Annotated in this window: 12 protein-coding genes; 7 read left to right on the top strand and 5 right to left on the bottom strand. The window is 58.7% G+C overall.

Going from position 1 to position 13,736, the window contains the following annotated elements:
• Positions 1–6: 6 nt before the first annotated feature.
• The 4 genes from frr to rpsB all read right to left on the bottom strand — a co-directional run bounded on the left by frr (position 7) and on the right by rpsB (position 3,321).
• Positions 7–564, bottom strand: coding sequence for a ribosome recycling factor (frr, locus tag ACOYXG_RS05170; protein WP_047291868.1), 558 nt, complete (start codon positions 562–564; stop codon positions 7–9).
• Positions 561–1,304 carry a UMP kinase gene (pyrH, locus tag ACOYXG_RS05165; protein WP_003222124.1) on the bottom strand — a complete coding sequence of 248 codons (744 nt, stop codon included), beginning with the start codon at positions 1,302–1,304 and terminating at the stop codon, positions 561–563. Before pyrH ends, frr begins: the two co-directional genes overlap by 4 nt.
• A gap of 212 nt (positions 1,305–1,516) precedes the next feature.
• Positions 1,517–2,380 (bottom strand): translation elongation factor Ts, encoded by an 864-nt coding sequence (gene tsf, locus ACOYXG_RS05160; RefSeq protein WP_027611027.1) that lies wholly within the window; start codon positions 2,378–2,380, stop codon positions 1,517–1,519.
• A gap of 203 nt (positions 2,381–2,583) precedes the next feature.
• A complete protein-coding gene (rpsB, locus tag ACOYXG_RS05155) occupies positions 2,584–3,321 on the bottom strand; it encodes a 30S ribosomal protein S2 (protein ID WP_003222119.1) in 738 nt (245 codons plus the stop codon).
• Positions 3,322–3,694: 373 nt separating this feature from the next.
• Between rpsB and map the strand changes: the two genes are divergently transcribed.
• From map to ACOYXG_RS05130, 5 genes are all read left to right on the top strand, one after another.
• A complete protein-coding gene (gene map / locus ACOYXG_RS05150; protein WP_007964271.1) occupies positions 3,695–4,477 on the top strand; it encodes a type I methionyl aminopeptidase in 783 nt (260 codons plus the stop codon).
• 41 nt (positions 4,478–4,518) lie between these two features.
• On the top strand, positions 4,519–7,221 hold the full coding sequence (locus ACOYXG_RS05145) for a [protein-PII] uridylyltransferase (RefSeq protein ID WP_210558092.1): 2,703 nt from the start codon (positions 4,519–4,521) through the stop codon (positions 7,219–7,221).
• 120 nt (positions 7,222–7,341) lie between these two features.
• Positions 7,342–8,541, top strand: coding sequence for a succinyldiaminopimelate transaminase (gene dapC / locus ACOYXG_RS05140; RefSeq protein WP_183785767.1), 1,200 nt, complete (start codon positions 7,342–7,344; stop codon positions 8,539–8,541).
• A gap of 163 nt (positions 8,542–8,704) precedes the next feature.
• Positions 8,705–9,397, top strand: coding sequence for a M12 family metallopeptidase (locus ACOYXG_RS05135; RefSeq protein WP_460356281.1), 693 nt, complete (start codon positions 8,705–8,707; stop codon positions 9,395–9,397).
• Between the two features lie 147 nt (positions 9,398–9,544).
• The gene (locus ACOYXG_RS05130) at positions 9,545–10,309 is read left to right on the top strand and encodes a zinc metalloprotease (RefSeq protein ID WP_460356279.1); all 765 of its coding nucleotides are present in this window, start codon (positions 9,545–9,547) and stop codon (positions 10,307–10,309) included.
• A gap of 20 nt (positions 10,310–10,329) precedes the next feature.
• Here ACOYXG_RS05130 and ACOYXG_RS05125 read toward each other — a convergent pair whose 3' ends face one another.
• Positions 10,330–11,961 (bottom strand): Na+/H+ antiporter, encoded by a 1,632-nt coding sequence (locus ACOYXG_RS05125; protein WP_443534723.1) that lies wholly within the window; start codon positions 11,959–11,961, stop codon positions 10,330–10,332.
• Between the two features lie 279 nt (positions 11,962–12,240).
• On the opposite strand from ACOYXG_RS05125, the gene ACOYXG_RS05120 reads away from it, so the two are divergent.
• A complete protein-coding gene (locus ACOYXG_RS05120) occupies positions 12,241–12,603 on the top strand; it encodes an ArsC family reductase (RefSeq protein WP_003222107.1) in 363 nt (120 codons plus the stop codon).
• A gap of 32 nt (positions 12,604–12,635) precedes the next feature.
• The gene (gene dapD / locus ACOYXG_RS05115) at positions 12,636–13,670 is read left to right on the top strand and encodes a 2,3,4,5-tetrahydropyridine-2,6-dicarboxylate N-succinyltransferase (protein WP_007954762.1); all 1,035 of its coding nucleotides are present in this window, start codon (positions 12,636–12,638) and stop codon (positions 13,668–13,670) included.
• The last annotated feature ends 66 nt before the right edge of the window (positions 13,671–13,736 follow it).

The following is a 13,736-nucleotide window of genomic DNA, read 5'->3' as shown; positions in this document are numbered from 1 at the left end:
CGACCCTTATACGGCCATCAGGTCTTTTTCTTTCTCGTCCGTGGCCTTGGTGATCTGGGCCTCGGATTCTTTGGTCAGCTTATCGATATCAGCGATGGCACGACGCTCTTCGTCTTCACTGATTTCCTTGTCCTTGACCAGCTTTTTAAGCTCACCCAATGCGTCACGACGAATGTTGCGCACGGCAACGCGCGCGTCTTCCGCTGCGCTACGAGCCTGCTTGGTGAAGCCCTTGCGCGTTTCCTCGGTGAGGGCAGGCATCGGGATCAAAAGCAACTCACCCAGGTTGGTCGGATTGAGGTTCAGACCGGCGCTCTGGATCGCCTTGTCGACGGCAGCGAGCATGTTGCGCTCGAAGGCCACGACTTGCAGGGTACGCGAATCTTTCACGGTGACGTTGGCGACGCTGCTCAGCGGGGTGTCAGTGCCGTAGTAAGGCACCATGACGCTGCCGAGGATGCTCGGGTGAGCCTTGCCGGTACGAATCTGGCCGAACGCGTGGTTCAGAGATTCCAGGGATTTCTGCATACGCGCTTGGGCGTCTTTCTTGATTTCGTTGATCATTGTTGGCCTTCCTCGATCAAAGTCCCTTCAGCGCCGCCGTGCACAATGTTCAGCAGGGCGCCGGGCTTGTTCATGTTGAATACGCGCAGCGGCATCTTGTGATCGCGGCACAGGCAGATTGCAGTCAGATCCATTACACCCAGCTTGCGATCCAGCACTTCATCATAAGTCAGATGATCGAACTTCTCGGCATGCGGGTCTTTGAACGGGTCTGCGGTGTAAACGCCATCAACCTTGGTCGCTTTCAGCACGACGTCGGCATCGATTTCGATGGCACGCAGGCAGGCTGCCGAATCCGTGGTAAAGAACGGATTACCGGTACCGGCGGCGAAGATCACCACGTCCTTGGAGTTCAGGTGGCGCATGGCTTTGCGGCGATCATAGTGATCGGTCACGCCAACCATGGAAATGGCCGACATCACGATGGCTGAGATATTGGCACGTTCCAGCGCATCGCGCATGGCCAGGGCGTTCATCACAGTGGCCAGCATGCCCATGTGGTCGCCTGTCACCCGATCCATGCCAGCCTTGCTCAAGGCCTCGCCACGGAACAGGTTGCCACCGCCGATCACCAGACCGACCTGTACGCCGATGCCGACCAGTTGGCCGACTTCCAGCGCCATCCGATCCAGCACTTTTGGATCGATCCCGAACTCTTCCGAGCCCATCAGGGCCTCGCCGCTAAGCTTGAGTAGAATGCGTTTATAGCGAGCCTGATAACCACTGCCCTGCTGAGCCATTGCGAATCTCTCCTGCGGCGTATTTAAAAAATTCTGTGCAAGCTGTTTTACAGCTGCCGTTCACTCTAGCTTGGCGCTGCTTCAGCGCCATCGGAACCTGGCTTTGTAAGTCAGTTCCCAGTGGAAACCAATTAAAAAATGGTAACCCCATCTGAAAAGAGGCTGCGCGCGTGAGCGGGCAGCCTCTTTCGGGCGACAGTTGAAAAACCGTCTTATTGCTTGGCGGCAGCCAGCTGGGCAGCAACTTCTTCAGCGAAGTTGTCGACCGGCTTCTCGATGCCTTCGCCTACTTTGAAGTAGGTGAAGGAAACGATTTCTGCGCCGCCTTTCTTGGCCAGCTCGCCAACCTTGATTTCAGGGTTCTTGACGAACGCCTGCTCAACCAGGCTTGCTTCTGCCAGGAACTTGCTGATACGGCCTTTGACCATGTTCTCAACAATGTTTTCTGGCTTGCCTTTGATCTTCTCTTCGTTCAGCTGCAGGAACACAGCTTTTTCACGCTCGATCGCTTCAGCCGAAACTTGCGAAGGCAGCAGGAACTCAGGGTTGCTGGCAGCTACGTGCATCGCGATGTCTTTGGCCAGCTCGACGTCACCGCCTTTCAGAGCCACAACGACACCGATCTTGTTGCCGTGCAGGTAAGAACCGACAACGTCACCTTCGATACGGGCCAGACGACGGATGTTGACGTTCTCGCCTACTTTGGCAACCAGTGCTTCGCGAGCAGCTTCTTGCGAAGCGATCAGCGGAGCAGCGTCGGTCAGCTTGTCAGCGAAAGCTTTTTCAACGCTGGCAGCGACGAAGTTTTTGAAGTCGTCTTGCAGAGCCAGGAAGTCGGTCTGCGAGTTCACTTCCAGGATAACGGCAGCTTTACCGTCGTCCTTGATTGCGATTGCGCCTTCAGCGGCAACGTTGCCAGCCTTTTTCGCAGCCTTGATCGCGCCCGAAGCACGCATGTCATCAATGGCTTTTTCGATGTCGCCGTCAGCCTTTTCCAGGGCTTTCTTGCAGTCCATCATGCCTTCGCCGGTACGCTCGCGCAGTTCTTTAACCAACGCTGCAGTAATTGCTGCCATTTTCAAATTCCTCTTGGATAGGTTTTCAACCATTCCACCCGATCGAACGGGCGTTCAATTCTTCCCGAAACACCTTGTAGCTGCTGCACGTTACAAATGCAGGAGGTGCGCTGCCACAAGTGGGCGCCAACAAACGGTTTTCGAGGTGGCAAAAAGGGGGCCAAGCCCCCTTTTTGCTTACTGAGTCAACGCCAGGGCGTCGATTACTCAGCTGCAGCCTGAGTTTCTTCAGCTGCGAATTCAACAGTGCCGCCAGCAACATTGTTGCGACCACGGATCACTGCGTCAGCCATCGAACCCATGTACAGCTGGATAGCGCGGATTGCGTCATCGTTGCCTGGGATGATGTAGTCAACGCCTTCCGGGCTGCTGTTGGTATCGACAACGCCGATGACCGGGATGCCCAGCTTGTTGGCTTCGGTGATCGCGATGCGCTCGTGGTCAACGTCGATCACGAACAGTGCGTCTGGCAGACCGCCCATGTCCTTGATGCCGCCCAGCGAACGATCCAGCTTTTCCAGGTCACGGGAGCGCATCAGCGCTTCTTTCTTGGTCAGCTTGGCGAAAGTACCGTCTTCGGCTTGAACTTCAAGGTCACGCAGACGCTTGATGGAAGCACGAATGGTTTTGAAGTTGGTCAGCATGCCGCCCAACCAGCGGTGATCGACGTACGGCGAACCGCAACGTGCTGCTTCTTCAGCAACGATCTTGCCAGCGGAACGCTTGGTGCCGACGAACAGAATCTTGTTTTTGCCCTGGGCCAGACGCTCTACGAAAGTCAGAGCTTCGTTGAACATTGGCAGGGTTTTTTCAAGGTTGATGATGTGAATCTTGTTACGCGCGCCGAAAATGTACTTACCCATTTTCGGATTCCAGTAACGGGTTTGGTGACCGAAGTGCACACCGGCCTTCAGCATATCGCGCATGTTGACTTGGGACATGATAGTTCCTTAATAAGTCGGGTTTGGCCTCCACGTATCCCAATGACCAACCAGTGGCATAAAGCCAAAAGCACCCAGGTCATCGTGTCGACACGTGTGTGGATTTAAGCTTTTCGGGGTATCCCCGGAAAGCGGCGCATTTTATACCACAGGGTGCACAGAAACGGAACCCGGAATCTGCAATCGCACCAGGGACATGGGCGCAGCCCCCTTGGAATCGCCTTCAAGCGCACCATTGTATAGACAGACGCGATGCACGCAGGCGCGGATTTACTCCTTTCGTCTGGTAGAATCGCGTTTTTCAGGGTCGCAAATCCCACACCTGCCACCCTATCCGTATCAGCAAGCGCCGCCGAGCGCAGAGAGAGCCTGTATGACCGTCAACCTCAAAACCCCCGAGGACATCGCTGGCATGCGTGTCGCCGGCAAACTGGCCGCCGATGTGCTGGAAATGATTGCCGAACACGTCAAACCGGGCGTGACCACCGATCAACTGAACCAGATCTGCCACGACTACATCGTCAACGTGCAGCAGGCCATCCCTGCCCCGCTCAACTACAAAGGCTACCCGAAGTCGATCTGCACCTCGATCAATCACGTCGTCTGCCACGGCATCCCGAATGACAAGCCGCTGAAGAATGGTGACACGCTGAACATCGACGTCACCGTGATCAAGGACGGCTACCACGGCGACACCAGCCGCATGTTCCACGTTGGCGAAGTGCCGGTCTGGGCCGAACGCCTGTCGCAGGTCACTCAGGAATGCATGTACAAGGCGATCGAAATCGTCAAACCTGGCTGCCGCCTCGGCGACATCGGTGAAATCATCCAGAAGCACGCGGAAAAGAACGGTTTCTCGGTGGTTCGCGAGTTCTGCGGCCACGGCATCGGCAAGGTGTTCCACGAAGAGCCGCAGATCCTGCATTACGGTCGCGCCGGCACCGGCATGGAACTGAAGGCCGGTATGACCTTCACCATCGAACCGATGATCAACCAGGGCAAGGCCGACACCAAGGTACTGGGCGACGGCTGGACCGCGATCACCAAGGACCGCAAACTCTCGGCGCAGTGGGAACACACCCTGCTGGTGACCGACACCGGCTACGAGATTTTCACCCTGCGCGCCGACGACACCATCCCGCGCGTCTCGGCCTGATCCCAAGAACGTTTCCAGCCTTATAGAAGGAAAGCCAATCGATGCCGCAGGTGGATCCCGAACTCTTCGACCGCGGCCAGTTCCAGGCGGAACTGGCCCTGAAAGCGAGTCCCATCGCGGCGTTCAAGAAGGCGATCCGCCAGGCGCGCGAGGTCCTCGACACGCGTTTTCGCAGCGGCCGCGACATCCGCCGACTGATCGAAGACCGTGCGTGGTTCGTCGACAACATCCTGCAAAAAGCCTGGGAGCAGTTCAACTGGAGCGAAGACGCCGACATCGCGCTGGTCGCGGTCGGCGGCTACGGCCGGGGTGAGTTGCACCCCTATTCCGACATCGACCTGCTGATCCTGCTGGACAGCGCCGATCACGAAGTCTTCCGCGATTCCATCGAGCGTTTTCTGACGCTGCTGTGGGATATCGGTCTGGAAGTCGGTCAGAGCGTACGCTCTGTCGACGAATGCGCCGAGGAGGCGCGCGCCGACCTGACCGTGGTCACCAACCTGATGGAAAGCCGCACCATCTGCGGCCCCGAGCGCCTGCGCCAGCGCATGCTCGATGTCACCAGCACCGCGCACATGTGGCCGGCCAAGGAGTTTTTCCTGGCCAAACGCGCCGAGCAAAAGGCCCGTCACCACAAGTACAACGACACCGAATACAACCTGGAACCCAACGTCAAAGGCTCGCCCGGCGGCCTGCGGGATATCCAGACGATTCTGTGGGTGGCCCGGCGTCAGTACGGCACCCTGAACCTGCGCGCCCTCGCCGGTGAAGGTTTCCTGGTCGAGAGCGAAAACGCCCTATTGGCGTCGTCCCAGGAATTCCTCTGGAAAGTGCGTTACGCCCTGCACATGCTCGCCGGGCGCTCGGAAGACCGCCTCTTGTTCGATCATCAACGGACCATCGCCGGCCTGCTCGGTTTTGAAGGCGACGACGCCAAACAGGCCGTCGAAAACTTCATGCAGCAGTACTTCCGCGTGGTCATGAGCATCGCCCAGCTCAGCGACCTGATCATCCAGCACTTCGAGGAAGTGATCCTCGCCCCGGAAGACGAAGCACCGCCGCAGCCGATCAACTCGCGCTTCCAGCTGCACGACGGCTACATCGAAGCACGCAACGACAACGTGTTCCGCCGCACGCCGTTCGCCATGCTCGAGATCTTCGTGCTGATGGCCCAGCAGCCGGAAATCAAAGGCGTGCGCGCCGACACCATTCGTCTGCTGCGCGAGAACCGGCACCTGATCGACGACAACTTCCGCAACGATATCCGCAACACCAGCCTGTTCATCGAGCTGTTCAAGTGCAAGATCGGTGTACACCGCAACCTGCGCCGGATGAACCGTTACGGCATCCTCGGGCGCTATCTGCCGGAGTTCGGTTTCATCGTCGGGCAGATGCAGCACGACCTGTTCCACATCTATACGGTCGATGCGCACACGCTGAACCTGATCAAGCACCTGCGTAAGTTGCAGTACACCCAGGTGTCGGAAAAATTCCCGTTGGCCGCCAAGCTAATGGCCAAACTGCCCAAGCCCGAACTGATCTACATGGCCGGCCTGTATCACGACATCGGCAAGGGCCGGCATGGCGACCACTCCGACATCGGCGCGGTCGATGCCGAAGCGTTCTGCCAGCGCCATCAGTTGCCGCTGTGGGACAGCCGCCTGATCGTCTGGCTGGTGCAGAACCATCTGGTGATGTCGACCACCGCGCAGCGCAAGGATCTGTCCGATCCACAGGTGATCCACGACTTCGCGCAGATCGTCAGCGACGAAACCCGTCTGGATTACCTGTATGTGCTTACCGTGGCCGACATCAACGCGACCAACCCGACGCTTTGGAATTCGTGGCGCGCCAGCCTGCTGCGCCAGCTCTACACCGAGACCAAACGCGCTCTGCGCCGTGGCCTGGAAAACCCGGTGGATCGCGAAGAGCAGATCCGCCAGACCCAGAGTGCGGCGCTGGACATCCTGGTGCGCGGTGGCACTGATCCGGACGATGTCGAGCAGTTGTGGGCACAGTTGGGCGATGACTATTTCCTGCGTCACACAGCCGGCGATGTGGCCTGGCACAGTGACGCGATCCTGCAGCAGCCGGCCGATGGCGGTCCGCTGGTGCTGATCAAGGAAACCACCCAGCGCGAGTTCGAGGGCGGCACGCAGATCTTCATCTACGCCCCGGACCAGCACGACTTCTTCGCCGTAACCGTGGCCGCGATGGACCAGCTCAACCTGAACATTCACGACGCCCGGGTCATCACGTCGAGCAGCCAGTTCACCCTCGACACCTACATCGTGCTCGACACCGACGGCGACTCGATCGGCGACAACCCGGCGCGGGTCAAACAGATTCGCGACGGTCTGACCGAAGCGCTGCGCAATCCTGACGATTACCCGACGATCATCCAACGCCGGGTGCCGCGCCAGCTCAAGCACTTCGCCTTCGCGCCGCAGGTGACGATCCACAACGACGCCCAGCGTCCGGTGACAGTGCTGGAACTGACGGCACCGGATCGCCCGGGCCTGCTGGCACGGATCGGCGGGATCTTCCTCGAGTTCGACCTGTCGCTGCAGAACGCCAAGATTGCGACCCTGGGCGAACGCGTAGAAGACGTGTTCTTCATCACCGACGCCCACAACCAGCCGCTCTCCGACCCGCTGCTGTGCAGTCGCCTGCAGGACGCAATCGTCGAGCAACTGAGCGTCAATCAGGAACCGGATATCAAGCTTTCGCGCATCAGTATTTGATCCAGCAATTCCCCCCTGTGGGAGCGGGCTTGCTCGCGAAAGCGGTGTGTCAGGCAACACATCATTCACTGACACACCGCTTTCTCGAGCAAGCTCGCTCCCACATTGAACGAGGCCCCCATGAACAACGCTCTGAACCAGCTCCAGCCCTACCCGTTCGAAAAACTCCGCGCGCTGCTTGGCACGGTCACGCCGAACCCGGACAAACGCCCGATCGCCCTGTCGATCGGCGAGCCGAAACATCGCTCGCCAGGCTTTGTCGCCGAAGCGCTGGCGAACAATCTGGATCAGATGGCGGTGTATCCGACCACCCTCGGCATCCCGGCCCTGCGCGAAGCCATCGCCGGCTGGTGCGAACGTCGTTTTGGCGTACCGAGCGGCTGGATCGATCCGGCGCGCAATGTGCTGCCGGTCAACGGTACCCGCGAAGCGCTGTTCGCCTTCACCCAGACCGTGGTCAACCGTGGCGACGATGCACTGGTGATCAGCCCGAACCCGTTCTATCAGATCTACGAAGGCGCAGCGTTCCTCGCCGGAGCCAAGCCGCACTACCTGCCGTGCCTGGACGAAAACGGCTTCAACCCGGATTTCGACGCCGTGTCGCCAGACATCTGGAAACGCTGCCAGATCCTGTTCCTGTGCTCGCCAGGCAACCCGACCGGCGCGCTGATCCCGGTTGATGTACTGAAAAAACTCATCGCCCTGGCCGACGAATACGACTTTGTGATCGCCGCCGACGAGTGCTACAGCGAACTGTACTTCGACGAACAGACCCCGCCGCCGGGCCTGCTCAGCGCCTGCGTCGAACTGGGCCGCAAGGACTTCAAGCGTTGCGTGGTGTTCCACAGCCTGTCCAAGCGCTCCAATCTGCCGGGCCTGCGCTCCGGGTTCGTCGCCGGTGACGCGGATATCCTCAAGGGTTTCCTGCTGTACCGCACCTACCACGGCTGCGCGATGCCGGTGCAAACCCAACTGGCCAGCGTTGCGGCGTGGAATGACGAAGTGCATGTACGCGCCAACCGTGCGCTGTACCGCGAGAAGTTCGACGCAGTGCTGGCAATTCTCAGCCCGGTGATGGACGTACAGCGTCCGGACGGCAGCTTCTACCTCTGGCCGAACGTGGCCGGTGACGATGCCGCATTCTGCCGCGACCTGTTCGAGCAGGAACATGTGACTGTCGTGCCAGGCTCGTATCTGTCGCGCGAGGTCGACGGCGTGAATCCGGGCGCCGGGCGCGTGCGCATGGCACTGGTTGCGCCTTTGGCTGAATGTGTTGAAGCTGCAGAACGGATCCGCGACTTCATCACCCGCCAACACTGAGTTTTTAATGTCCGTGCCAGTCATCTGGCACGGACATACCTCTCAAGTTACATTTAAAACCACTTTACGACTACTCCAGACACTGCCCGAAGCTTAATCTCGCGCAGTGGTTTTTTGCATGCGCGAAACAACCAAAAAGACAAATCAAGGAGCAAGACAAAGCATGGACAACTTTCAATATTGCACGCTGCAACAACCGGCTAAAGAACTCAAATCCAGCGCCCTTAACAACAGCCGAAAAAAACGCTCGTTGGTGCACTACGACAAACTTTGGCCAAGCCGACACACTCTGAAAATAGCTTTCATGGATAACCCAACTCCGGAACACAAAGATAAAATCATTGCCGCTGCCGAAAAATGGCTTCCTTATATCAGTTTGAAGTTTGAGTTCGTTGAAGGCGTAGAGGGTGAGATCCGAATCGCCACCGAGGGTGTGGTGAACAGTTCATTTCTGGGTACCGATGCACTGGATATGTTTCCTGACACGCCAACCATGAACCTTGGCATCGACCCCGAACACGAAGACTTCGAGACGGTCGTCATCCACGAGTTTGGCCACGCACTCGGCGCGATGCACGAACACCAGCACCCCAAGGCGCAAATCCCCTGGAATAAAGAAAATGTTTACAACTACTACCAGAACAGACCGATGAATCCACTGTCGCGAGGCGAAGTTGACGACAATATATTTACGCCTTTTGACGATGCCGACGCGCTTTACTTGCCATACGATCGAAAATCCATCATGCACCATCCTGTCCCCAACAATTTGACGCTTGGCAATTGGGCGAATCCGATCAATCGCGAAATCAGTGATAAAGACAAACAGCTCATGCGGTTGATTTATCCACGTTGAATCACATCTTTACCGTGCCAGTTCTGTTGGCACGGTAATCCGTCATAAAATCGTACACATATCCAATTTACCTGCTCAGGCGCAGCAACTAGCATCCTTCATTCAAAGCGACTTTCCGGGAACAAAAAGCAGCCCGAGAAGTTACATATGACGAACGAAAACATGGATGTTCAGTTATGCACTCAACCCGGCTTCAGCCAAACAAAAAAACCGAAACCACACGCACCTCCCGCAACATCAAATGCACTTCGGAGGTTCAGTAAAATGTGGGCTAAAAACAATCCGGCAAAATTCTGGACTCCCGGCAGCACTCTCCGCATCGCCTTCCTCAACGGTACGCAGGAATTCAAGGACGCGACCATTGCCGCTGCCAGCAACTGGTTGCCGCACATCAACTTGAAATTCGATTTCGTTGAAGGTGAAGTGGGCGACATCCGCATACTCAGTCAGGAAGGAACGTTTTCCTCCCGGATAGGTACGGATGCTCTGCTACATCCCGATGAACCGACCATGACACTCTGGCCCCATCCACCCAGTCAGGCACGTTACTTCGCAGCCAATGTCATGCATGAGTTCGGGCACATGCTGGGCGCGGAGCATGAACAGACCAATCCCACGGCAGATATTCCCTGGGACAAGCCAGCCATCTATGCACAATTTGGAATCACCGCCGACCCGGAAGAAGACGACTACCAGGCCAGCGTGACGCGCAAACGCCTGCACGACTGGTACTTTGACCGCGGCAATCCCGACGAAAGCATTTATTCGGAATACGATCCAAAGTCGATCATGCACTATCGCATCAGCCAGTCCTGGACCATCGGAGACTTCCAGCTCTTCATCAATCTGGATCTCAGCGAAAAGGACAAAATCTTCATGGCGAACGCTTATCCCTGCCCCGTGGGTGAGTGAGCGCATCAGGTCCGTGTCGGCTATTTGACCTGCCCCAGATTCGCTTCGCTTAAATCCAGGTCTGCCAAAACCTCGCGCAACACGTCATCACCGATCTGGTGCTGACGGCTGAGGCTATACAGCTCCAGGCGTTGCGCCCGCAACGCCTTCAAGCGCAAGCGGCGTTCCAGCAGATCCATCTGGAACGCCAGCGCCTGGGCTTCGGCCGAATCATTGAACACGTCGAGCTGATGACGATACTCGGACATGATCCGCGCCTTGAGTTCCGCCGAGAGTGCGGCCTGCGCCGCATCCTGCGGGCCGACCTCTTCGGTTTCCAGCGCATGGATCGCCGCCTCGGCGGTCTTGCGCCAGGCGTCGCGCACTTCCTGGCGGCGCTTGTCGTCCGGGCTTTTCTCGATGCCGCGCAGCAGCAACGGCAGGGCGATGCAGGCGCAAATCAGCGACAACAGAATCACCCCGGCGGCGATGAAGATCAGCAGATCGCGCTCGGGGAACGCCTCGCTACCCATCAACATCGGCACCGACATCACACCGGCCAGCGTCACCGCCCCGCGCACTCCGCCGACAGTCAGCAACCAGCAGGATCGCGCGGTCGGCACTTGCGTCAGGTCGCCCTTGCCGCGCAGCCGTCGCAGCAGTACCGACAGACGCCAGATGCTCTGTACCCAGATAAAGCGCAACAGCACCAGCGCGAGGAAAATCGCCACCACGTCGAGGCCACGGTACAGCAGCGTCGGCCACAACGTCGGTTCGTGGCTGACCACGGCCTTGATGATGTCCGGCAATTGCAGACCCAGCAGCAGAAAGATCAGGCCGTTGAAGGCAAACTCGAGCAATGACCAGACGCTGCGATTGAGCAGCCGGGTGCTGGTCTGCCGCGGCAACAGATCAAGCCAGCTCTGCATCATCCCCGCCGCGACGGCCGACAAAATCCCCGATGCGCCCAGTCGCTCGGCCAGTACATAGGCGGCGAACGGCAGCAGCAACATGAACACCACGTGGGTGGCCGGATCGTCCCAGCCACGGGCGATCATCCACGCGCGCAAGCGCCCGACCAGCCAGCTCAGCGCGACGCCGACGGCCAAGCCCCCGACCGCCACCAGTACGAACGTCAGGCTGGCATTGGCCAGCGAGAACACCCCGGTCACCGCCGCCACCAAGGCAAACTTGAACGTCACCAGACCCGAGGCATCGTTCATCAACGCCTCGCCTTGCAGGATGTGCATCAGCGGTGTCGGCAAGCGGTTCTGCGAGATCGCCGAGACCGCCACGGCGTCAGTCGGCGAGAGCACGGCCGCCAGCGCGAAGGCCACCGGCAGCGGAATGCTCGGCAACAGCCAGTGAATGAAGTACCCGGCGCCGACCACGGTGAACAGCACCAGGCCAACCGCCAGCGTCAGGATCGGCCCGCGCAGATGCCAGAACTCGCGTTTGGGCATGCGCCAACCGTCGGAAAACAGCAGCGGGGGCAGGAACAGAAACAGGAACAATTCGGGGTCCAGCGCGACGTGCAGGCCCAGTGTCGGCCAGGCCAGCAAGGCACCGGCGGCGATTTGCACGAGGGGCAGCGGCAGCGGGACGACCCGTCCGACCAGCCGCGAAACGCTGACCAGCATCAGCAGGATCAGGACGGTATAAGCGGTTTGCATAAAGCGGAAATCTCAGACAATCGACAGCGTTGAACTGCCATATTAGCCGCTTAGGATGCGTCTGGCGTTTGCACCTATGTCGCACTGCCCTTGTGGGAGCGAGCCTGCTCGCGAATGCGGTGTCTCCTTCAACAGAAATATTGCCTGTCATGGCCCCTTCGCGAGCAGGCTCGCTCCCACAGGTTTTGCAGCGTTACGACAACCGTGGCCGACGAAACGCTTTGGTCATGGCATAATCCGACACCATTTTTTTCCAGCACCTGTAAAGGGGGCGATTCCTTGACCGTTTCAAGTAAAACGTTGCACCTTTTCGGCATCAAAGCCTGCGACACCATGAAGAAGGCGCGCACCTGGCTCGATGAACACGCTGTCAGCTACGACTTCCATGACTACAAAACCGCCGGTATCGACCGTGAGCACCTGACCCAATGGTGTGACGAGCACGGCTGGCAAACGGTGTTGAACCGTGCAGGCACGACCTTTCGCAAACTCGACGACGAACGTAAAGCCGATCTCGACCAGTCGAAAGCCATCGAACTGATGCTCGCTCAACCCTCGATGATCAAGCGCCCGGTGCTCGATCTCGGTGACCGAACCCTGATTGGCTTCAAGCCAGACATCTACGCGGCCGCACTCAAGTAAGCAGCCCGTCACTTATTGCTAGAGGTATTCACATGTCCAACTCTCTGTTCAGCATCGCTTTTGGTGTCGGCACGCAAAACCGTCAAGGCGCCTGGCTGGAAGTGTTCTACGCTCAGCCACTGCTCAACCCGTCGGCCGAACTGGTCGCCGCTGTTGCGCCGATCCTCGGTTACACCGAAGGCAACCAGGCCATCACCTTCACCACCGCGCAGGCTGCGCAACTGGCTGAAGCGGTCAAAGGCATCGACGCCGTTCAAGGCAAACTGCTGACCCGTCTGGCCGAGAGCCACAAGCCGCTGGTCGCCACCCTGCTGGCCGAAGACGCACAGCTGACCTCGACGCCAGAGGCGTACCTCAAGCTGCACCTGCTGTCGCATCGTCTGGTCAAGCCACACGGCGTAAGCCTGGCCGGGATCTTCCCGCTGCTGCCGAACGTGGCCTGGACCAGCCAGGGTGCAATCGACCTGAGCGAACTGGCTGAACTGCAACTCGAAGCGCGTCTGCGCGGCGAACTGCTGGAAGTGTTCTCGGTGGACAAGTTCCCGAAAATGACCGACTACGTGGTGCCGGCCGGTGTGCGTATCGCTGACGCGGCACGTCTGCGTCTGGGTGCGTACGTGGGTGAAGGCACTACCGTGATGCACGAAGGCTTCATCAACTTCAACGCCGGCACCGAAGGCCCGGGCATGATCGAAGGCCGCGTGTCCGCTGGCGTGTTCGTCGGCAAGGGTTCGGACCTGGGCGGCGGCTGCTCGACCATGGGCACCCTGTCGGGCGGCGGCAACATCGTGATCAAGGTGGGCGAAGGCTGCCTGATCGGCGCCAACGCCGGTATCGGTATCCCGTTGGGCGACCGCAACACCGTCGAGTCGGGCCTGTACGTGACCGCCGGCACCAAGGTCGCGCTGTTGGACGAGCACAACAATCTGGTCAAGGTTGTAAAGGCGCGCGAGCTGGCCGGTCAGACCGACCTGCTGTTCCGTCGCAATTCGGAAACCGGTGCCGTGGAGTGCAAGACCCACAAATCGGCGATCGAGCTGAACGAAGCGCTGCACGCTCACAACTAAGTGCCGCAGGCACTTGTGGGAGCGAGCCTGCTCGCGAAGGCGTCCTTGAGGTCGCAAAAAGCTTCG

This window comes from Pseudomonas sp. G3-39, assembly GCF_054790485.1.
This window is presented reverse-complemented; position numbering and strand designations above follow the sequence as displayed.